The sequence below is a fragment of the Novosphingobium ovatum genome (genome assembly GCF_009909235.1).
GTDB classification, from domain to species: domain Bacteria; phylum Pseudomonadota; class Alphaproteobacteria; order Sphingomonadales; family Sphingomonadaceae; genus Novosphingobium; species Novosphingobium ovatum.
This window is the reverse complement of the sequence record NZ_JAAAPO010000002.1, coordinates 14,119-33,078: the sequence shown is the minus strand read 5'-3', so window position 1 is coordinate 33,078 and position 18,960 is coordinate 14,119. Positions and strand designations below refer to the sequence as shown.

Sequence of the window (18,960 nt, the reverse complement as noted above, 5' to 3'; positions counted from 1 at the left end):
CGGATGGCGGGCCGCCTCATGGCACCGGATTATGCTTTTGCAGGAACGCCCCGGTGGCCTGCAACAGGCTCAGCCGGTCGGCCTGACGGGCAAAGTAGTGGTCGGCCTCGGGCAGTTGCACATAGTCCACCTGTTTGCCCGCGCCGCGCATCCGGCCCACCATCATGTCGGACTGATTGGGCATCACGGTGGTGTCATGCCGCCCATGGATGAACAGCACCGGCGCGGTGATGCGCGCCACCCCGTTGGCTGGCGAGACCGCGCCGAAATCGGGCGTCATCCGCTCCCACGCGATGCGCGACTGGTTGGCCTGATAATTGCCATCGGCCATATCGTTGACATCGCGCCGCAACGAGGTAACCGGCGCCACCGCCACCGCACAGCGCCACACCCCCGGGTCGCGCACCACGCCCCACAGGCTGGCATAGCCGCCATAGGACGCCCCCACCAGACAGGCGCGCTTGCCATCGGCCATGCCCTGCGCCACGGCCCAGTTCAGCGCATCGTTCAGATCGTCCTGCATCGCCAGCCCCAACTGGCCCTCGCCCTTGCGCTCGAACGCCTCGCCATAGCCGGTGGAGCCGCGAAAATTGGGCTGGATCACCAGATAGCCCAGCGAGGCGACATATTGCGCCCAATAGTCATAGTTATTGCTGTCATGCGCCCAAGGCCCGCCATGGGGCATCACCACCACCGGCAACCGCTTGCCCTCGGTGCCTTGCGGGCGGGTCAGCACCGCCTCGATCTCCAGCCCGTCGCGCGCCTTGTACCGGGCCAGCGAGACATCGGCCAATCGGCGGTTCTGCAATTGCTCGTTGAACCAGGCAACGCGGCGTAGCACGCCTTCACCCGAGTCATAATAATACAGCGCGCCGGGGGAATCGGCCCGGTCCACCCGCACCAGCATCTTTTTCCGGTCATCGCTATGGCTCAGGATCGTCGCGCGCCGGTCGCCCAGCACCTTGGCAAACAGCGCCTGCGCCTCGGCCAGCGTCGGGTCCAGCCAGCGCAAGCCAGCCTGCGCCCCCTCCAGCCGCACGCCCAGCACCGCGCCATCGCGGCCCGTCTGCACGGCGGCGATGCGGCTGCCCTCGGGCGCGGTGTACAGGGTGGCGGTGTCCTTTTGCGTGGCCATGTCCACCTGCACCAACCGCGCGGGCTTGTCCGTGGCGTTGCGGATCACCACCGCGCCCTCGCCGCCCGGAATAAAGGCCACCGGCATCTCGACGCTTTCGCGCGCGCGGACATTGGCGCGATCGATCACCCGCAATCCGCCCGTCTCGCTGCGGTAAAAGACCCGCGCCGTGCCGGTGCGGTCGTCCAGGGCATAGCCGGCCCGCACCTGACCGCTGCCATCAGCCACCCAGTCGAACACATCCACCTGCGAGGCGCGCACCACCTTGTGCGCGCCGGTTTCGACATTGACGCGATGCGCCGCCGGGAAAAAGCCGATCTCGTCGGAATAGACCGAGCTTTGCGTTGCCATGACGATGTCCGGTGAGCCATCGTTGGCCACCCACAACAGGTCCGCGCCATGCTGTCCGCCGTGATCCCACAACAGGCGCTGCACGGCGGCGGTCTTGCGATTGACGGCGAACAGGCGCTCGACATACCACAGCCGCTCGCCCACCGGGATCTGCACGCCAACGCGCACGACGATGTTGTCATTGTTGACCCATTGGATCCAGTGGACCACGCCCTTGGCATCCACCGGCAAACAGCGTGGCGGCTCGGCGGTGGCGGCGATGCTGATCATGCACATCGATGCCTTGCCATCCAGATTGAAGATGCCCGCCATGCGCTGACCATCGGGCGACATCGCGATGTGCGCGACAAAGGGCAATTGGGCAAAGGCCTCGACCGGGGGCGGCGCGGCGGGTGCTGGCGCGGCGGGGGCGGGGGCTGGTGTTTGCGCCAGCAGTGCAGCCGGGGCCGCCCCCAACAGCGCGCATACCACCACCATGCGCATCCCGAACGCCTTACCCATCATCACCATCGCCCCAACTGTTTGGCGATGGATTAGGGGCATGTGTGAAAACAGGCAAAGAAAAACGCCGCACAGTTTCCCGTGCGGCGCTTTTTGTACTTAGGCCAATGCTGTGTCCAATCAGGCCGACAGCCCCGCTTCGGCCAGCAACGCGGTGGTGCTGGGGTCGAATTGGGCGCCGCCCTTCTCGATCGACTTGGCGATTTCCTTGCCCAGCTCGACGCCGAACTGGTCAAACGGGTTGATGCCCAGCAGCACCGCATTGGCAAAGGTGCGGTGTTCATGGAACGCGATCAGCGCCCCCAGCGTCCCGGGCGAGAGATCGTCGATCAGCATCGTCGCGCTGGGCCGGTTGCCGGGGTAGGACCGCGCGCCATCGTCCGAATGCCGCCCCGCCATCAGCGCGGCCCCTTGGGCAAAGCAGTTCATCAGCAGGATGCGGTGATGGGCCGGGTCCAGATCATGGCCGGGGGCGATGCTGGTGATGAAATCCACCGGCACGACATGGGTGCCCTGATGCAGCAACTGGAACACGGCGTGCTGAGCATCCGTCCCCACCCCGCCCCAGGTGATCGCCGAGGTCGGCCCGTCGACCGGCGCGCCGTCAAACGTCACCGCCTTGCCGTTTGATTCCATTTCCAGCTGTTGCAGGTAGTCGGGCAAAAGCGCCAAACGCTCGTCATAGGCAAAGCAGGCGCGGGTCTGGCAGCCCATCAGGCGGCTGTAGAACTGATCGCCATAGGCCGCGCGCAAAGGCAGGTTCTCGGCGCCCTCGGCACTGGCGAAATGGCGGTCGATGGCGGCCGCGCCCTCCAGAAATTCGGTAAACCCGTCCCAGCCCAGCGCCAGCGCCACCGGGAAACCGATCGAGGACCACAGCGAATAACGCCCGCCCACGCTTTCAGGGAAAGGCAGGACGCGGGTTTCATCCACGCCCCATTCCACCGCCTTGTCCGGGCTGGCGGTCAGGGCGACGACGCGGCCATAGGGGTCCTCGACGCCCGCTTCCTTCAGCCAGTTCAGCGCCGAATGGGCGTTGGTCATGGTCTCGATGGTGGTGAACGTCTTGGATGCCACCGCGATCAGGGTGGTTTCCGGGTCCGCCTTGGCCAGCGCCGCTTCCAGCGCGCAGCCGTCGATATTGGCGACAACATGGACGTGGACGTGGGCACCGTGCCGGGCCAGCGCGTCAATCGCCAGCGCCGGGCCCAGCGCGCTGCCGCCAATGCCGATGTGGATCAGGTGGTGGATCGGACCCAGGGCGCCCTCGTGGATCGCCTCGACCAACGCCTTGGTGCGGCCATGCAGCGCCATGGCTTCCTCGACGCTGCTTTCACGCCCGACGCCGCGCTGGGCGGTGTGTTCGGCGGCGCGGCCTTCGGTGTTGTTGATCTTTTCGCCGTTCAACAGCGCGGCGCGGCGCCCGGCAAAGTCGCGCGCGGCGGCCAGCGCGTCAAACCCGGCGATATGCGCCGCGTCCAGATGCGTCTTGGACCAGTCAAAACGGATGCCGTCACCACCGGCCTCCTCGCCCAGTTCCAGCCGGGTCGAGAACGTCTCCAGCCGGGCCGGATCGGCGGCGAACAGGTCGGCCAGCGTCGGCTTGGGCAGGGATTTGAGATGATCCCATGCGGCCTGAACGGTTGAATTGGTGGACACGTTTGCGCAACTCCCGCGTTGGAACCGGGGCGGGCCGGGCCTGCCCCGTGTCGATATCTGTCGCCCCCTATGCACCGGGCCGGCGCGCGGGCCAAGGGTGCATCGCAGCATGATGGGCGCGGCGCGGCATGAACGCATACGGTTTCAGGCGGGAATGCGCGCCATTCATCCTGCGGCAAGTATTGTCGCGGCATAGCGTATTACAGGCATAACACACCGGATATATCGCCTCATTGCGGGGCAGGCGGGCGTGCGATGCCCCCTTGACGTGAACCAACCGCCCAACCATGGACATGCGCAATGACCCAGCCCGCCTCCTCGCCCGCGCCCAACGGCAAGCCGCAGCCCAAGGAAGAGAATTTCTTCGTCTTTCTGATCAAGCTGGTGCTGATCGTCGGGATCTTCCGCAGCTTCTTCTTCTCGCCGTTCAACATCCCCAGCGAATCGATGCTGCCGCGGCTGGTGAACGGGGACTATTTGCTGGCGGCCAAGTGGTCCTATGGCTTTTCGCGGTTTTCGGTGCCGTTCGACCTGCCGATCATGCCGCGTGAACGCATCTGGGCCAGCCAGCCCAAGCGTGGCGACGTGGTAATCTTTCGCGCGCCGGGCCGGACCGAGCAGGACTGGATCAAGCGCACCATCGGCCTGCCCGGCGACACGGTCGAGATGCGTCAGGGCGTGCTCTATCTGAACGGTCAGGCCGTGCCCAAGGTGCGGATCGAGGATTTCGAGATCGCCGTGTCGGACAACACCGGCTGCTACCGCTTTGGCGGGGGTGAGGCCAGCCCGTTCGAGGTGGTCAAGCCCAATGGCGTCCACGTCTGCCGCTATCCCCAGTTCCGCGAAACCCTGCCGGGTGAAAACGGACAGCCGGGCAAGAGCTATAACGTGCTGGATTTCGGCCTGACGCCGCAGGACACCACCCCCCCGGTCAAGGTGCCCGAAGGCCACCTGTTCCTGATGGGCGATGACCGCGACAATTCGATGGACAGCCGCTTTTCCACGTTCGAGGGCGGGATCGATCTGGTGCCGCAGGACAATCTGGTGGGCCGCGCGACGATCCTGATGTGGTCGACCGATGGCGGCGTGGTGTGGTACAAGCCTTGGACATGGCTGACATCGGCGCGGTGGAACCGCATCGGGGGCACGTTTTGAGCCGAGCGAAACTGGGCAAGGTGGCGCCCAAACCGGCGCCGCTGCCTGATGACACGGTGGCGCTGTTGCGCGCCATGACGCTGGCCGGGCCCAAGGACCCGGCCGACCTGTTCGACGCCCCCCAATGGGCCGAGGCGCTGACCCATGGCAGCTATGCCCCCGGCACCGCCCTGCCCGACTATCAGCGGCTGGAGTTTCTGGGCGACCGGGTGCTGGGGCTGGTGATTGCCGAATGGCTGCACGAATTGGGCGGCGATAGCGAAGGCCGCCTGTCTCAGCGGCTGAACGCGCTGGTGGCGCGGCCGATCTGCGCCGACATCGCCCGCACGCAGGCGCTGGGCCCGCATATCCGCATGGGCAAACAGGCCCGCGATGACGGCGGGTCGGATTCGGACAACATTCTGGGCGATGTGACCGAGGCGCTGATCGGCGCCAGCTTTGTCCTGCGCGGGTTTGCGCCCACGCGTGCGATGGTGCGCGGGCTGTGGGCCGATCTGGTCGCCGGGCGCACCGGTCAGGTCAAGCATCCCAAGTCCGCCCTGCAGGAATGGGCCGCCGCCAACCGGCGCAAGACCCCCGAATACCGCCTGATCGACCGGTCCGGCCCCGATCACGCGCTGCGCTTTACCGTGGGCGTGGCGATCAAGGGCGTGGGCGAGGCACAGGCCACCGCCAGCAGCAAGCAAGAGGCCGAAACCCTGGCCGCCGCGCAATTCCTCTCCACCTTTGGTTGAAAGACACGCCCTGAATGAACGATCTACCTCCCCTGCCCACCCCCACCAACGCCGCGGGCATCCCTGAAAGCTGTGGCTTGGTGGCCGTGATCGGCGCGCCCAATGCGGGCAAATCGACGCTGGTCAACGCGCTGGTCGGGCAGAAGGTGGCGATCGTTTCTTCCAAGGCGCAGACCACGCGCGCGCGCCTGATGGGCATCGCGCTGGAGCAGTCGGACACGCACAACGCCCAGATCATTCTGGCCGACACGCCGGGCATCTTTGCCCCGCGCCGCCGGCTGGACCGCGCCATGGTCGCCGCCGCATGGGAAGGCGCGAGCGAGGCCGACGCCATCCTGCTGGTGGTCGACGCCGCCCGCAAAAAGCGTGAGGCGCTGTTCGAGATCCTTGAAACGCTGAAGGACCGGCCCGAGCGCAAGCTGTTGGTGCTGAACAAGGTCGACCTGATCGCCAAGGAGCCGCTGCTGGTGCTGGCGCAGGAACTGACGGGACTGGTCGATTTTGCCGAGGTCTATTTCGTGTCCGCCTCGACCGGGGATGGCGTGGCGCAGTTGAAGGCCCATCTGGCCAGCATGATGCCGCAAGGTCCCTGGAACTTCCCCGAGGATCAGGTGTCGGACGCCAGCGAGCGCCTGCTGGCCGCCGAAATCACCCGCGAGCAATTGTACCGCCAGTTGAACGACGAGCTGCCCTATGACAGCACCGTCCGCCCCGAAAGCTATACCCAGCGCAAGGACGGCAGCGTCGAGATCCGCCAACAGATCGTCATCGCCCGCGACAGCCAGAAGAGCATCGTGCTGGGCAAGGGCGGCGCGCGCATCAAGGCCATCGGCGAAGCCGCCCGCAAGGAGCTGGCCGAGATCCTGGGTCAGAAGGTTCATCTGTTCCTGCATGTGAAGGTGGACGAAAAATGGGCCGAAACGCGCGAAATCTACGAGGAAATCGGACTGGAATGGGTGCGTTGACGGTAAGCGCCCCTTAAGGCATGTTCGCGCTCGGCAAGCGCGTTGGGACGCAGCGCAACCGTCTGCAATCTGGACGCCATACGGTCGAAATTCAGGAGCAACCCAATGGGCTTACCCGGAAAATCGTACCGCTGAACCCTGTTTCCGGACAGGGATGTTGCAGCAATTGGGTCTGAATTCGGAGTTCTGTTGAATGGTGGAATTCATCGCGACGCTGCCAGGTCGGCTGCGGACGGCATTTCCTCGGCAATCCCCGGGTTTTTGGGGATGGGCCGAGGCCGCATTGGCCAGTCGCACCGCTTTGGCCGCCGCGTTGTTCCTGCTGCTTGCAATGGCGATGCGCCTGCCCATTCTGGGCTATCCGGTGATCCACATCGACGAGCAATTCTACCTGCTGGTGGGTGACCGCATGTTGCAGGGCCAACTGCCCTTTGTCGACATCTGGGACCGCAAGCCGCTGGGCCTGTTTGCCGTGTTCGCTGGCATCCGCATGCTGGGCGGCGATGGCATCGTGACCTATCAATTGGTGGCGATGGGCTGCACGGCACTGACCTCGCTGCTGATCTATCGCGCCGCGCGTGAAATCGCCTCACCGCTGGGGGCGTTCTGGGCGGGCGTGGCGTATCAATTGGCGCTGGCGGCGGTGTTCTGTTTTGGCGGACAGGCGCCGGTCTATTACAACCCGCTGGTGGCGCTGGCGGGGCTGTACATGCTACGCATCTATACCGCGCCGGACGCCGGTGCGCTGTTGCGCCGGGGCGCGGTGATCATGCTGATCACCGGCATCGCGATGCAGATCAAATATACCGTGGTGTTCGAGGGTGGCGCCTTTGGGCTGGCACTGCTGGCACGTGGCCATGCGCATGGATGGCACCGTGGGCGGATGGCGCTGGCCGGGCTGCTGTGGGCGGGGCTGGCCCTCTTGCCGACGGCGGCGGCGCTGGGTTGGTATGCCGCGATGGGCCATGCCGATGCCTTTGTTCAGGCCAATTTCCTGTCGATCTTTGGCCGACACGAGGCATTGGGCGGATCGCTGTGGCGCCTGACCAAGGAGGTCGCGCTGTTGACCCCGGTGTGGTGCGCGGTTTTCCTGGCGCCGCGCCGCATCCCCGGCCTGTTCACCGGCGTCAACCCCCAGGCGCTGCTGTTCCTGCGTTATTGGGCGGGGGCGGCGGTGGTCGGCTTCCTGATTTTTGGCACATGGTATGACCATTATGTCGCGCCGCTGCTGGTGCCGCTGATGATCTGCGCCGCGCCCGCGCTGGGCCAGGCGGCGCCGTGGCGGTGGTATACGCGGCTAATGATCGGCCTGGGCGCAATCGCGGCCGGCATGGTGATGCAGTTCAATGTGCGCCACCACGGTACCGCCCAACAGGTTTACAAGGCCGCCGCGCTGATCGATCAGGCGCGTGGCGAAAACGGTTGCGTCTATATCAACGAGGGCGACCCGATCCTCTATTACCTGACCAATGCCTGTTTCGTGACGCCCTATATCTTTCCCAACCATTTGAACGGGATGGTTGATGAAGAGGCCTTGGGCGTCGATGCCGCCGGAGAATTTGCGCGAACCTTGGCACGCCATCCTTCGGTCGTCATAACCTCGGCTGTCCCTTCCGCCTTACCAGTCAATTGGAAAACCCGTGCGATGCTCTTCCAGCATATGAAGCGCGATTACCAATTGGTGGGATCGGTCAATGTCGGCTGGAGAAATCTCCTCGTCTACCGATATCAGCAAGCGGCTCCGAACAAGCCGGTACTGCCTATGGTAACGCGCCCCTAATACAGGCCATATTTTTTATGACTTTTATTCAAGCGGCGCGAATGTCGCTGCGCAGCCGTGGTTTTTGGCTGTCCAAAAACCGGCTTGTCGGCCTTGTCGCCCTGGCCGCAATCCTGTTTCGCGTGGCCATGGCTTGCCAACCTGGCTTTCACCAGCCTGACGAAATCTGGCAGTATGTCGAGCCGGCATGGGGCTGGATAACAGGTCATTGGATTGCGACATGGGAATTCCATGTCGGGCTGCGTGGCTGGCTTGTGCCGATGATGTTTCGCCCGATCTTGGCCACCGCGCAGGCCATTGCGCCCGGCGCGCAGATCGATCTTGCGCTGTTGCGGCTGGTTATCGGCCTCATCTCCTTGGTCATTCCTTACACATTTTGGCGGCTTGGCGCCAAAATCAGCGCCTCTCACGCGATTGTCGCGGGATGGGTGGGCGCCATCTGGCCGGAGGTTTTCTATTTCAGCACAAGGCCTTCGGGCGAAAATCTCGCCACCATCCTGATAATGTCGGCCATTCTTGCCTTCTATGCAAACCCGCGCAAGGAAACCTTCAGAACCATCTGGATCGGCTTTTCGCTTGCCTTGGCCGCGGCCATTCGCTTCCAGTATTTGCCCGCGATCGGCGTCCTTGGTCTTGCCGCGCTTTATGCACAGTGCTCTGTGCAGAAGAGCGCGCGCATGTTCATCGGCGCGGCGGCCGGTCTCGCTTTGAGCGCGGCAGCGGATCTGGCCGCTGGCCAACCGCCCTTTGGCTGGCTGATGACCAATTTCTCGATGAATCTGAGCCAGAATCGCAGCGCATTTTTCGGGACGCAGCCTGCATGGTGGTATGGCGATCAGATCATCCGTACATGGTCGATTGGGACGATTGTCTTCATTCCCGCCATCGTCATCGCGGCAAGGAGGTTTCCGCTGCTGCTGGCGATTGGCCTGATTACCATCGTCACGCATAGCCTGATCCCGCACAAGGAATATCGCTTCATCCTCTTGGGCCAGCTTCAGCTGATCTTTCTTGCCGCCATCGGGACGGTCGATATCTTTCAAAAGATCCGCTGGAGCTCTTTCGAAAGCAGCCGGATTTACGCTATCGTCATGCCCCTGTGGTTTGCTCTGGCCATGACGACATCGCTGATCACGCCTTTCGTCGACAATTGGGGCAAGGGGCGCGCCCTGTTTCATTCGATGGCCTTGGCGAGCGGCGACCCTGCCCTGTGCGGCTTGGCCATCTATCGCGCGCCGCATCATCCCACGGCGTCCTATGCGCTGTTGGGGCGATCAGTCCCGATTTTGCTGATCGATGGGCCTAATGCCAAACTGGTTGCCGCGGCCAATGCCTCCTCCTTCAACATGGCTTTTGCGCCGCGTTACGCCGAAACCGAATTGCCCAACTCCTATCGCCTGGTACGATGCGAATTTCCCCACAAACGTGCCAAGGACCAATATTACTGCATCTTCAAACGCCCCGGCCTTTGCCCGGGCGTCAGCAGGGATTTCGACTATAACGCATCTTTGAGCAGGCTGGGGCACTGAATTCATGAAAAGGCCCGCTCTTCTCTTCGCTCCCCTTTTTGCGCTATGGGCCTGCAAGCCGATGGCGTTGTCCTATGCCCCCTCCGCTGGTCCACCAGCCGAGCCATCGGCACAACAGATCAGACAGGGGCTGCACCTGCCTGATTGTTCGCAAGGCGCAAGTGTTGCTCTGGAAAGCGCAGTGGCCAGATGTTTGGAAAAGGCCGCCAATGCGGGCAATCAGGCCGCTGCCATGGCCTTAGGCGATGCTTATGGACAAGCCCTGATCCGCGAAGCCAAGCTGGGCAAAGCGGGCGCTACCGACTTGTTTGTGCGCCAGATCCATTGGTATCGTCAAGCGGTGAGCAGCGGCCAGCCAATCGCGGAAATGCGTCTGGCTCGTGCGCTGGACTATGATGCAGGCCTGCTGATGCCCGATGAGGCGCTGGCCTACTTCATCCGCGCCGCACACCATGGCAGCGCGCAGGCGGCCAAAATCATCGCCACGGCATGGGTGGGTGGCCGCGTCCCGCCGGAAAATATCACCGACTTCCGCGCATGGCTGGACTCAAAAAAGGAGGACGATCCCGCCATGGCGCAGGCCTTGGCCATGATCGACCAGGCCCCAAAACCCGAACTTATGCAGCATTAGGGCGATTTCGTGCTCGGGTGGTCAGTAAATCGCCCCAAGGCTCAAGCAAGAGCTTGAAGGTCAACCGCCCGGTGTGGCGGCTTTTTTCGCGGGCGCTTTCTTGGCGGCGGGCTTTTTCGCCGCCGCCTTCTTGGCCGGAGCCTTCCTCGGCTTGGCCTCCGCGCCATCGTCGGCCTTGGCCTCGGTTTTGGCGGCCTTTTTCGGCGCGGCCTTTTTCGCGGGCGCCTTTTTCTTGCCCTTGGCCGGGCCCTTGGCGGCGCGCTCATCGATCAAGGTGGCGGCCTGCTCGGCGGTCAGATCGGCCGGTTCGGTGCCCTTGGGCAGCGTGGCGTTGGTGGTGCCATCGGTGACATAGGGGCCAAAACGGCCCGCCATCACCTTCATCTCGCCCCCGCTGGTGGGATGTGCGCCCAGAACCTTCAACGGCTCGGCGCTGGCGCGGCCACGCCCACCACCCGCCGCCGCCTCGGCCAGTTTCGACACGGCCATGTTCATGCCGGTCTCGAACACCTCTGCTGTGGATTTCAGCCGGGCGTATTTGCCATTATGCGCCAGATAGGGGCCATAGCGGCCAATGCTGGCGGTGATCGGCTCGCCGCTTTCGGGATGCGGGCCGATGGCACGCGGCAGGCTGAGCAGCTTGACCGCCCAGTCCAGCGTCATTTCCCCGATGTCCTTGGGGATGCTGGCCATTTTTCTGGTCTCGCCCTCGCCCATCTGCACATAGGGGCCAAAACGGCCCACCTTGCGCAGGATCGGCTCACCCGTTTCGGGGTGCTTGCCCAATTCGCCCTCTTCGCCCGCATCGGCGCTGCCGCCGGGCTGGGCGAATTTGCGGGTGAATTTGCATTCCGGGTAATTGTTGCAGGCGATGAACGCGCCATAGCGGCCACCGCGCAGCGCCAGACGGCCCGCCTCGCACTGGGGGCATTTGCGCGGGTCGGACCCGTCTTCCTTGGCAGGGAACAGATAGTCGGACAGGAATTCGTCCAGCGCCTCGGTCACTTCCGAGGGCTTCTTCTCCATCACCTCGTCAGACTTGGGCTTGAAGTCCTTCCAGAAGGCCTCAAGCAAGGCCTTCCATCCGGCGCGCCCGCCCGACACATCGTCAAGCTCGTCCTCCATCCCGGCGGTGAACTCATAGGCGACATAGCGCGGGAAGAAGCGTTCCAGAAAGGCCGTCAACAGGCGGCCCGATTCCTCGGCAAAGAAACGGTTTTTCTCGGTGCGGACATAGGCGCGGTCCTTGAGCACCTGCAACGTCGCGGCATAGGTCGACGGGCGGCCGATGCCCAGCTCCTCCAACCGCTTGACCAGCGAAGCCTCGGAAAAGCGCGGCGGGGGCTGGGTAAAGTGCTGGGTCGCCTCGACGTCCTGTTTGACCGGCATGTCGCCCTTGGACATCAGCGGCAGCAGGTTCGCGTCCTCCTCGTCGCTGTCGGGCTTTTGGTCGCGGCTTTCGTCATACACGGCCATGAAGCCGGGGAATTTCACCACCTGGCCGGTGGCGCGCAGCTCATGCATGCCGGTACCATCGCGCAGCGTGACCGTGGTGCGCTCCAGTTGCGCGGTGGCCATCTGGCTGGCCAGCGCGCGCTTCCAGATCAGGTCATACAGGCGGCCTTCATCGCCGCTGCCGTAACGGTCGCGGCTGAACTCGGTCGGGCGGATGGCCTCGTGGGCCTCCTGCGCGTTCTTGGCCTTGGTCTCGTAATGGCGGGGCTTTTCAGGCACGAAATGCCCGGAAAAACGGTTGGTGATTTCCACCCGCGCGGCACTGATGGCGCTGGGGTCCATCTGCACGCCATCGGTACGCATATAGGTGATCGCGCCCGCCTCATACAGCGTTTGGGCCACGCGCATCGTGTGGCTGGCCGAAAAGCCCAGCTTGCGCGCGGCCTCCTGTTGCAGAGTGCTGGTGGTAAAGGGCGGATAGGGATTGCGGCGGACCGGCTTGGTCTCCACCTCTTCCACGCGGAAGGCGCCGCCTTCTACCGCCGCCTTGGCGCGGGCGGCGGTGCCGGCATCGCCCAGGCTCAGCTTGTCCAGCTTTTGCCCCTCAAACTTGACCAGACGCGCGGCAAAGCCGGTGCCATCATGCAGCATCTTGGCCACGACCTGCCAATATTCCTGCGGGGTAAAGGCCTCGATCTCGCGCTCGCGCTCAACAATCAGGCGCAGCGCCACCGACTGCACACGGCCTGCCGATTTGGCCCCCGGCAGCTTGCGCCACAGCACCGGCGAGAGCGTGAAGCCGAACAGATAGTCCAGCGCGCGGCGCGCCAGATAGGCGTCGATCAGGTCCTGATCCAGCTCGCGCGGGTGCTGCATCGCGGTGGTGACCGCGTCCTTGGTGATGGCGTTGAACGTCACGCGCGACACCAATTTGGGCAGCGCGCGGCGCTTTTGCAACAGTTCGCGCACGTGCCAGCTGATGGCCTCCCCCTCACGATCAGGGTCAGTCGCCAGAATCAGACGGTCGGCCTGCTTGGCCAGATCGGCGATTTCGCGCACGCGGGACTGCTTGTCGCCATACAGTTCCCAGTCCATCGCAAAGTCCTCGTCCGGGCGCACCGAGCCATCCTTGGCCGGCAGATCGCGGACGTGGCCATAGCTGGCCAAAACCTTGAAATCCTTACCAAGGTACTTCTCGATCGTCTTCGCCTTGGCGGGGGATTCGACAATAACTAGCTGCATGTTCGGACGCTTTACCCAAATGCGCGGGCGACAGGCCATGGGGTGCGCCGCGTTTCGGCTGCCCCCCGGCCCATGCCTCATACGTGCGTGCGAGGGTGGGGCGGCATGCCCCCCTTCGTCAACCCCCCTCGCCACGCCTCCGACGAAAGGTGAACAGGCGCGCAGGGCGTCCCCCTTGCGTCCCCCCTTGGCAAGCCGCCCGTGATCGTGCCACACCTCGCCACCCATGACCCCCAGCCTGCCCGCCACCATCCCCTATGACACATGGTTCAGCCCATCCGCACTGTTGGCGCTGGCACAGCAGGTGGGCGAAGCGCTGGACCGCGAATGCGAAGTGCGCAGCCAGCGTGGCAAGCCCTTTCGCGAAGGCTACATGGCCGCCCGTTTCGCCCTTGTGCGCGGGGCAGAGGCGGTGCGGCTGTTGTCGGAAACCGCGCATGACACGCCCGATTTCGCCATCCGCGTCGATGGGGCCGAACTGATCTTTGAAAACACCGAGGCCGACGCCCCCGAACACCGCCGCAACGAGAGCTATGAGGCCTTCTGCCGCCGGTTCACCCATGGCGGCGATCCGTTAAGCGATGCCGGGGCCTCGGTCGAACCGGATGTCTATGCCGCCGAAATCGCCCGGCTGATGCGGAAAAAGGCGGCCAAGGACTATCCGCGCTGTGACGGGATCATCCTGCGGTCCAACGCGGCATGGATCATCGGGCTGGCCGATCCCCCGCTGGACTGGTGGGAGGCTGCCTGCGCCCCGGCGCGCGGGGTATTTGACGAGGTATGGGTGTTCCACGCGGGCCGCTTTTTCCGCCTGTTCATCGCCGATGCGGCAGGTGGCGCGGCGTTTGGCGACGGGGTGGACGACATCGCGCTGGGATAGGGGCGGCGGGGATCCTGCCCTTTTGTGCCCTTTCCTCTGCAAGCGGTCTGTGCTGTTAGAAGGCCAATGACCCGACCCAGTGTTCTGATCACCGGCGGCGCCAAACGGATTGGCGCGCATCTGGCCCGCGCCTTTGGCGACGCGGGGTGGCATGTGGTGATCCATTACGGCCAATCGCGTGACGCGGCGCAGGCGCTGGCCGCCAGCCTGCCCAGCGCCGAAATCGCCCGCTGCGATCTGGCCGATGGCGATGCGGCGGTCGAAATGGCCCATGCGCTGGCACAGCGGCTGGACGATTGGCGGGTGTTGATCAATTGCGCGGCGGTGTTCCGTTACGATGGCGCGGCGGGCATCGACCCCTCCGTCATGGCCGAGGCGATGGCCGTCAACGCCATCACCCCCACCCGTCTGGCACAGGCCTTTCTGGCGCCGGCCGATCAGGGTGGCGCGCAAAGCCGGGGCGGGCGGCGGGTGATCAACCTGCTGGACATGAAACTGGCCAACCCCAACCCCGATTTCTTCAGCTATACCATGGCCAAGCACGCGCTGGGCGCGACGGTACGGATGCTAGCGATGGCGGCGCAGGATGGCGGGGCCCGCAGGCCGGACGACCGGGTCTATGGCTTGGCGCCGGGCGCGATGCTGCCCAGTTGGGATCAGGCCCCGCACGAACACCAGACCTCGGGCCGGATGAACCTGCTGGGCCGGTTGACCGAACTGGACGATCTGGCCAGCACCGCGCTGTTCCTGTCGCAGGGCTGGCTGGCCAGTGGCGAAACCGTATTCGTCGATTCCGGCCAACATTTGCTTTCGCAACCGCGAGATGTCCTCTATCTGGCGCGGTCATGATCCTGCCTGCCTTTCTGACGCCCCTGCTGTCGTCCACCGCCGTTGTCACGCTTGCCGAAATTGGTGACAAAACCATGCTGCTGGCCATCATTCTGGCCGCCCGCCTGCGCCGCCCTTGGGCGATTGTGGCAGGCATCTTTGCCGCAACGGTCGTCAATCACCTGATCTCGGCCTTTATCGGCGCGCAGGTGGCGGGCCTGCTCGAAGCGCTGTGGTTCCGCGTGGCGGTGGCCATCGGCTTTCTGGCGATGGCGGCATGGACGCTGGTCCCCGACAAGCTGGACGAGGACGAGGCCGCCCAAGCCGTCAAGGGCAAGGGTGGCAAGGGCGCAATGGGCGCGTTCCTGACCACGCTGGTGTCGTTCTTTCTGGTCGAGATCGGCGACAAGACGCAGATCGCCACCATTGCGCTGGGCGCGCAATTCCCCGCGCAGGTGTTTGCCGTGGCCGCCGGCACGACGCTGGGCATGATGATCGCGGACGCCCCGGCCGTGTTTCTGGGCGACAAGCTGGTGCGGATTGTGCCGCTGTCGGTGGCGCGCATTGTGGCGGCCGGGCTGTTTGCGGTGATCGGCCTGTGGCAATTGGCGGTAACGCTGGGCTGGATCTAAGCGCGCCAGCCCCCGCCCCCTTTGCAAATGCCCGCCCGCCTGCTAGGCGCGGCGCCAAATCCCTGTTCTTCTACGGAGCGCATCATGTCGGACATCAAGCGCGTCGTTCTCGCCTATTCGGGCGGCCTCGACACCTCGGTCATCCTCAAGTGGCTGCAAGTCACCTATAACTGCGAAGTGGTGACCTTCACCGCCGATCTGGGTCAGGGCGAGGAGCTGGAACCGGCCCGCGCCAAGGCCGAGCTGATGGGCATCAAGCCCGAGCACATCTATATCGACGACCTGCGCGAGGAATTCGTGCGCGATTTCGTCTTCCCGATGATGCGCGCCAATGCCCGGTATGAGGGCGACTATCTGCTGGGCACCTCAATCGCCCGCCCGCTGATTTCCAAGCGCCTGATCGAGATCGCCCGCGAAACCGGCGCGGACGCCGTGTCACATGGCGCCACCGGCAAGGGCAACGACCAGGTCCGTTTCGAACTGTCGGCCTATGCGCTGGAGCCCAACATCAAGGTCATCGCCCCGTGGCGCGAATGGGACCTGACCAGCCGCACCGCGCTGATCGCGTGGGCCGAACAGCACCAGATCCCCGTCCCCAAGGACAAGCGCGGCGAAAGCCCGTTCAGCACCGACGCCAACCTGCTGCACACCAGCTCTGAGGGCAAGGTGCTGGAAGACCCGTGGGGCGAAGTGCCCGATTACGTCTACAGCCGCACCGTCAACCCCGAGGACGCCCCCGACCAGCCCGAATATATCGAGATCGATTTCGAGCGCGGCGATGGCGTTGCCCTGAACGGCGTGGCCATGTCGCCCGCAACGCTGCTGGCGGCACTGAACGATCTGGGCCGCAAGCATGGCATCGGCCGTCTGGATCTGGTCGAAAACCGCTTTGTCGGCATGAAGTCGCGCGGCATGTACGAAACGCCGGGCGGCGAAATCTATGCCCGCGCGCACCGCGGCATCGAATCGATCACGCTGGACCGCGGCGCGGCTCACCTGAAGGATGAGCTGATGCCCCGCTATGCCGAACTGATCTACAACGGCTTCTGGTTCGCGCCCGAGCGCGAGATGCTGCAGGCCGCCATCGACCACAGCCAGGCCAAGGTCACCGGCACCGTCCGCCTCAAGCTCTACAAGGGCGGCGCCTATGTCGTGGGCCGCAAGTCGCCCTACTCGCTCTATTCCGAACGCCACGTGACGTTCGAGGACGATGCGGGCGCCTATGACCAAAAGGACGCCGCCGGCTTCATCAAGCTGAACGCCCTGCGCCTGAAGCTGCTGGCGAACCAGAAGTAAGCTTTTGGCTTTGCGTTAGAAATGGGGCGCTGGCTGCGGCTGGCGCCCTTTTTTGTGTTTGGGGTTGAGGGGGATTTGCCTCCGGCGGGCAAAGGGCGGCGGCCCTTTGCAATCCCGTTAATAGGTGGCGGCGTCACGGCGGACAGCTTGCGCCATGATGCCGCGTGGCTGGTTTAAAATGCCGCTTCGCGGCGGGGAATGCGGAAAAATCAAGGGGCCCGATCGATCACTGTTCAGAAGCGAGGCCGTGCCAAAGGATACGCCCAAGTCCTTAAATCCGACAGCGGAATATCGCCAGACGTTTGATACGTGCAATCCTCAAAGAGACGGATGCTCAGCAGCGTTCCGTTATCTTGACGAAAGACCATTCCGACAAACGCATCTTGTCCCTTTTCGCCATACCTCTCCACGCCGACCAGTCGTTCCCGGTCAAGGCGAGAGACTCTCGCCATCTCGGGCGTCATTCGGGCATCCGCATAAGCGTGCTGAATGTCGGCAAAAACTTCGGCGTCCGTCATTCCGTAGCAAGACGTATTGCTGCATCCCGCCAGAACAATGCACACAGCCAATAGGCATAGGAACTTCATTGGCGAAGATTAGCACCTTTGGACAACGGCCCCAACAGCGCCATATCCGAACCTGCACATTTCTTCCCGCGAAGCGGCTTAACCATAAGCCCCACAACCTTCCGCACCGCCGAAAGCAAGACGCCACGCCGCCAGTACCGGGATTGCAAAGGGCCGCCTCCCTTTGCCCGCCGGAGGCACCTCCTCCCCTTCCCCACCCCACACACCAAACACGCAAAAAGGGCGGGACAGCGCATCAGCGCCCCCGCCCTTTCCAATCCGGCGCCGGCGGTTCGGCCCAACCCGTTCCGCCAGTTTCAGAAATTGTGTCAGCCCATCACACGCGCATCGGCATCAGCACGTAGAGCGCCGGGGCCTTTTCGCTTTGGCGGATCAGCGTCGGCGCGCCGGCGTCCGCCAGATGCAGTTCGACATTGTCGCCATCGATCTGGCCCAGAATGTCTTTCAGGTAATTGGCGTTAAAGCCGATCTCGAAGCCGGTCGCGCCATAGTCGGCGGGCAGTTCCTCGGCGGCGGTGCCGTTGTCGGGCGAGGTTACGGACAGCGTCACGCGGTCGGTTTCCAGCGCCATCTTGACCGCGCGGGTCTTTTCGGTGGCGATGGTGGCGACGCGGTCGACCGCCTCGTAAAAGCTCTTGGGGTCCAGCCGCAGCAGCTTGTCATTGCCGGTGGGGATGACGCGGTTGTAATCGGGGAACGTGCCGTCGATCAGCTTGCTGGTCAGCACCACGCCATTCTCCCCCCCCAGCGAGAAGCGGATCTTGCTGGCCGACAGGTCAACCAGAACACTGGTGTCCAGCGCCTCTTCCAGCAGCTTGCGCAGCTCGGCGACGCATTTGCGCGGCACGATGACATCGGGCATGCCCTCGGCGCCCTCGGGCTTGGCCAGGGTAAAGCGGGCCAGACGGTGGCCATCGGTCGCCGCCGCCTTCAACTCTTCCTCGGTCACGTGCAGGAAGATGCCGTTGAGGTAGTAGCGCGTTTCCTCGGTGGAAATGGCAAAGCGCGTGCGGTCGATCAGCTCGGCCAGCACCTTGCCGGGCACCTCGAAACTGGTGGGCAGATCGCCCTCGACAATCACGGGGAAGTCATCGCGCGGCAGCGTGGGCAGCTGGAAGCGGCTGCGCCCGGCCTTGACCACCATGCGGTTTTCGGTGGTTTGCAGGCTGACCTGCGACCCATCGGGCAGCTTGCGCGCGATGTCGAACAACAGATGGGCCGACACGGTGATGGCGCCGGGCGCCTCGACACTGACGGCGGCCATATGTTCGACCACCTGCAAGTCCAGGTCGGTGGCCATGACTCGCAGCAGCCCATCGCTGCTCGCCTCGATCAGGACGTTGGAGAGGATGGGGATGGTGTTGCGCCGCTCGACCACCGATTGGACGTGGCTGAGGCAACGCAGCAGCGTCGAGCGTTCAATGGTGGCTTTCATTGCTGTATCCGATCCCGTGCCTGATATCGCCCCAGAGGATTTTCGCTGTCTTGCCGACAAAGCACCAGAGTCGGTGCCTTGCGCGGCGAATTCGGACCATCTTCATTAACGCACCGATGCGCGGCGGCAAGCGCTTTAGCCCACGCACAGGGCGAAACTGGGGAT

15 protein-coding genes are annotated in these 18,960 nt (G+C 64.1%); 10 read left to right on the top strand and 5 right to left on the bottom strand.

Annotated elements, in window-relative coordinates; translation table 11 throughout:
• Nucleotides 1–16: 16 nt before the first annotated feature.
• Both GTZ99_RS04375 and pgi read right to left on the bottom strand, forming a co-directional pair.
• Nucleotides 17–1,987 carry an alpha/beta hydrolase family protein gene (locus tag GTZ99_RS04375; protein ID WP_227711101.1) on the bottom strand — a complete coding sequence of 657 codons (1,971 nt, stop codon included), beginning with the start codon at nucleotides 1,985–1,987 and terminating at the stop codon, nucleotides 17–19.
• A gap of 120 nt (nucleotides 1,988–2,107) precedes the next feature.
• Complete coding sequence (gene pgi, locus GTZ99_RS04370; RefSeq protein ID WP_320076630.1) at nucleotides 2,108–3,646, bottom strand: glucose-6-phosphate isomerase; 1,539 nt, start codon at nucleotides 3,644–3,646, stop codon at nucleotides 2,108–2,110.
• 300 nt (nucleotides 3,647–3,946) lie between these two features.
• Here pgi and lepB point away from each other — a divergent pair, with 300 nt between their 5' ends.
• The 6 genes from lepB to GTZ99_RS04340 all read left to right on the top strand — a co-directional run bounded on the left by lepB (nucleotide 3,947) and on the right by GTZ99_RS04340 (nucleotide 10,440).
• On the top strand, nucleotides 3,947–4,801 hold the full coding sequence (lepB, locus tag GTZ99_RS04365; RefSeq protein WP_161717094.1) for a signal peptidase I: 855 nt from the start codon (nucleotides 3,947–3,949) through the stop codon (nucleotides 4,799–4,801).
• Nucleotides 4,802–4,875: 74 nt separating this feature from the next.
• Nucleotides 4,876–5,535, top strand: a complete 660-nt coding sequence (gene rnc / locus GTZ99_RS04360; RefSeq protein ID WP_227711154.1) for a ribonuclease III — start codon at nucleotides 4,876–4,878, stop codon at nucleotides 5,533–5,535.
• A gap of 14 nt (nucleotides 5,536–5,549) precedes the next feature.
• Entirely contained in the window at nucleotides 5,550–6,500 is a 951-nt protein-coding gene (era, locus tag GTZ99_RS04355; RefSeq protein ID WP_161717092.1) for a GTPase Era, read from the top strand.
• A gap of 337 nt (nucleotides 6,501–6,837) precedes the next feature.
• Nucleotides 6,838–8,280 (top strand): ArnT family glycosyltransferase, encoded by a 1,443-nt coding sequence (locus GTZ99_RS04350; protein ID WP_227711100.1) that lies wholly within the window; start codon nucleotides 6,838–6,840, stop codon nucleotides 8,278–8,280.
• A 17-nt stretch (nucleotides 8,281–8,297) separates the two neighbouring features.
• Nucleotides 8,298–9,809 (top strand): glycosyltransferase family protein, encoded by a 1,512-nt coding sequence (locus tag GTZ99_RS04345; RefSeq protein WP_161717090.1) that lies wholly within the window; start codon nucleotides 8,298–8,300, stop codon nucleotides 9,807–9,809.
• A gap of 4 nt (nucleotides 9,810–9,813) precedes the next feature.
• A complete protein-coding gene (locus GTZ99_RS04340) occupies nucleotides 9,814–10,440 on the top strand; it encodes an SEL1-like repeat protein (RefSeq protein ID WP_161717089.1) in 627 nt (208 codons plus the stop codon).
• Between the two features lie 60 nt (nucleotides 10,441–10,500).
• On the opposite strand, the gene topA is transcribed toward GTZ99_RS04340, so the two are convergent.
• Nucleotides 10,501–13,137: a type I DNA topoisomerase gene (gene topA / locus GTZ99_RS04335; RefSeq protein ID WP_161717088.1), complete on the bottom strand. Its 2,637-nt coding sequence runs from the start codon at nucleotides 13,135–13,137 to the stop codon at nucleotides 10,501–10,503.
• Nucleotides 13,138–13,363: 226 nt separating this feature from the next.
• Here topA and GTZ99_RS04330 point away from each other — a divergent pair, with 226 nt between their 5' ends.
• The 4 genes from GTZ99_RS04330 (at nucleotide 13,364) to GTZ99_RS04315 (ending at nucleotide 16,773) form a co-directional block, all read left to right on the top strand.
• A complete protein-coding gene (locus GTZ99_RS04330) occupies nucleotides 13,364–14,017 on the top strand; it encodes a hypothetical protein (RefSeq protein ID WP_161717087.1) in 654 nt (217 codons plus the stop codon).
• A 66-nt stretch (nucleotides 14,018–14,083) separates the two neighbouring features.
• The gene (locus GTZ99_RS04325) at nucleotides 14,084–14,866 is read left to right on the top strand and encodes an SDR family oxidoreductase (RefSeq protein ID WP_161717086.1); all 783 of its coding nucleotides are present in this window, start codon (nucleotides 14,084–14,086) and stop codon (nucleotides 14,864–14,866) included.
• The gene (locus GTZ99_RS04320; RefSeq protein ID WP_406818578.1) at nucleotides 14,863–15,477 is read left to right on the top strand and encodes a TMEM165/GDT1 family protein; all 615 of its coding nucleotides are present in this window, start codon (nucleotides 14,863–14,865) and stop codon (nucleotides 15,475–15,477) included. The genes GTZ99_RS04325 and GTZ99_RS04320 overlap by 4 nt, the downstream gene beginning before the upstream one ends.
• An 84-nt stretch (nucleotides 15,478–15,561) precedes the next feature.
• Nucleotides 15,562–16,773 carry an argininosuccinate synthase gene (locus tag GTZ99_RS04315; RefSeq protein ID WP_161717085.1) on the top strand — a complete coding sequence of 404 codons (1,212 nt, stop codon included), beginning with the start codon at nucleotides 15,562–15,564 and terminating at the stop codon, nucleotides 16,771–16,773.
• Nucleotides 16,774–17,006: 233 nt separating this feature from the next.
• On the opposite strand, the gene GTZ99_RS04310 is transcribed toward GTZ99_RS04315, so the two are convergent.
• Nucleotides 17,007–17,291: a hypothetical protein gene (locus GTZ99_RS04310; RefSeq protein ID WP_161717084.1), complete on the bottom strand. Its 285-nt coding sequence runs from the start codon at nucleotides 17,289–17,291 to the stop codon at nucleotides 17,007–17,009.
• A gap of 385 nt (nucleotides 17,292–17,676) precedes the next feature.
• A complete protein-coding gene (dnaN, locus tag GTZ99_RS04305; RefSeq protein WP_161717083.1) occupies nucleotides 17,677–18,795 on the bottom strand; it encodes a DNA polymerase III subunit beta in 1,119 nt (372 codons plus the stop codon).
• Nucleotides 18,796–18,960: the final 165 nt, after the last annotated feature.

Bases quoted from the DNA above. Each gene is read 5' to 3' on its own strand.
- GTZ99_RS04330 (WP_161717087.1), top strand. From the start codon at position 13,364: ATGACCCCCAGCCTGCCCGCCACCATCCCCTATGACACATGGTTCAGC.
- lepB (WP_161717094.1), top strand. From the start codon at position 3,947: ATGACCCAGCCCGCCTCCTCGCCCGCGCCCAACGGCAAGCCGCAGCCC.
- rnc (WP_227711154.1), top strand. From the start codon at position 4,876: ATGACGCTGGCCGGGCCCAAGGACCCGGCCGACCTGTTCGACGCCCCC.
- dnaN (WP_161717083.1), bottom strand. From the start codon at position 18,795: ATGAAAGCCACCATTGAACGCTCGACGCTGCTGCGTTGCCTCAGCCAC.
- GTZ99_RS04340 (WP_161717089.1), top strand. From the start codon at position 9,814: ATGAAAAGGCCCGCTCTTCTCTTCGCTCCCCTTTTTGCGCTATGGGCC.
- GTZ99_RS04375 (WP_227711101.1), bottom strand. From the start codon at position 1,987: ATGGGTAAGGCGTTCGGGATGCGCATGGTGGTGGTATGCGCGCTGTTG.
- GTZ99_RS04315 (WP_161717085.1), top strand. From the start codon at position 15,562: ATGTCGGACATCAAGCGCGTCGTTCTCGCCTATTCGGGCGGCCTCGAC.
- GTZ99_RS04325 (WP_161717086.1), top strand. From the start codon at position 14,084: ATGACCCGACCCAGTGTTCTGATCACCGGCGGCGCCAAACGGATTGGC.
- GTZ99_RS04310 (WP_161717084.1), bottom strand. From the start codon at position 17,291: ATGACGGACGCCGAAGTTTTTGCCGACATTCAGCACGCTTATGCGGAT.
- GTZ99_RS04350 (WP_227711100.1), top strand. From the start codon at position 6,838: ATGCGCCTGCCCATTCTGGGCTATCCGGTGATCCACATCGACGAGCAA.
- GTZ99_RS04345 (WP_161717090.1), top strand. From the start codon at position 8,298: ATGACTTTTATTCAAGCGGCGCGAATGTCGCTGCGCAGCCGTGGTTTT.
- era (WP_161717092.1), top strand. From the start codon at position 5,550: ATGAACGATCTACCTCCCCTGCCCACCCCCACCAACGCCGCGGGCATC.
- GTZ99_RS04320 (WP_406818578.1), top strand. From the start codon at position 14,863: ATGATCCTGCCTGCCTTTCTGACGCCCCTGCTGTCGTCCACCGCCGTT.
- topA (WP_161717088.1), bottom strand. From the start codon at position 13,137: ATGCAGCTAGTTATTGTCGAATCCCCCGCCAAGGCGAAGACGATCGAG.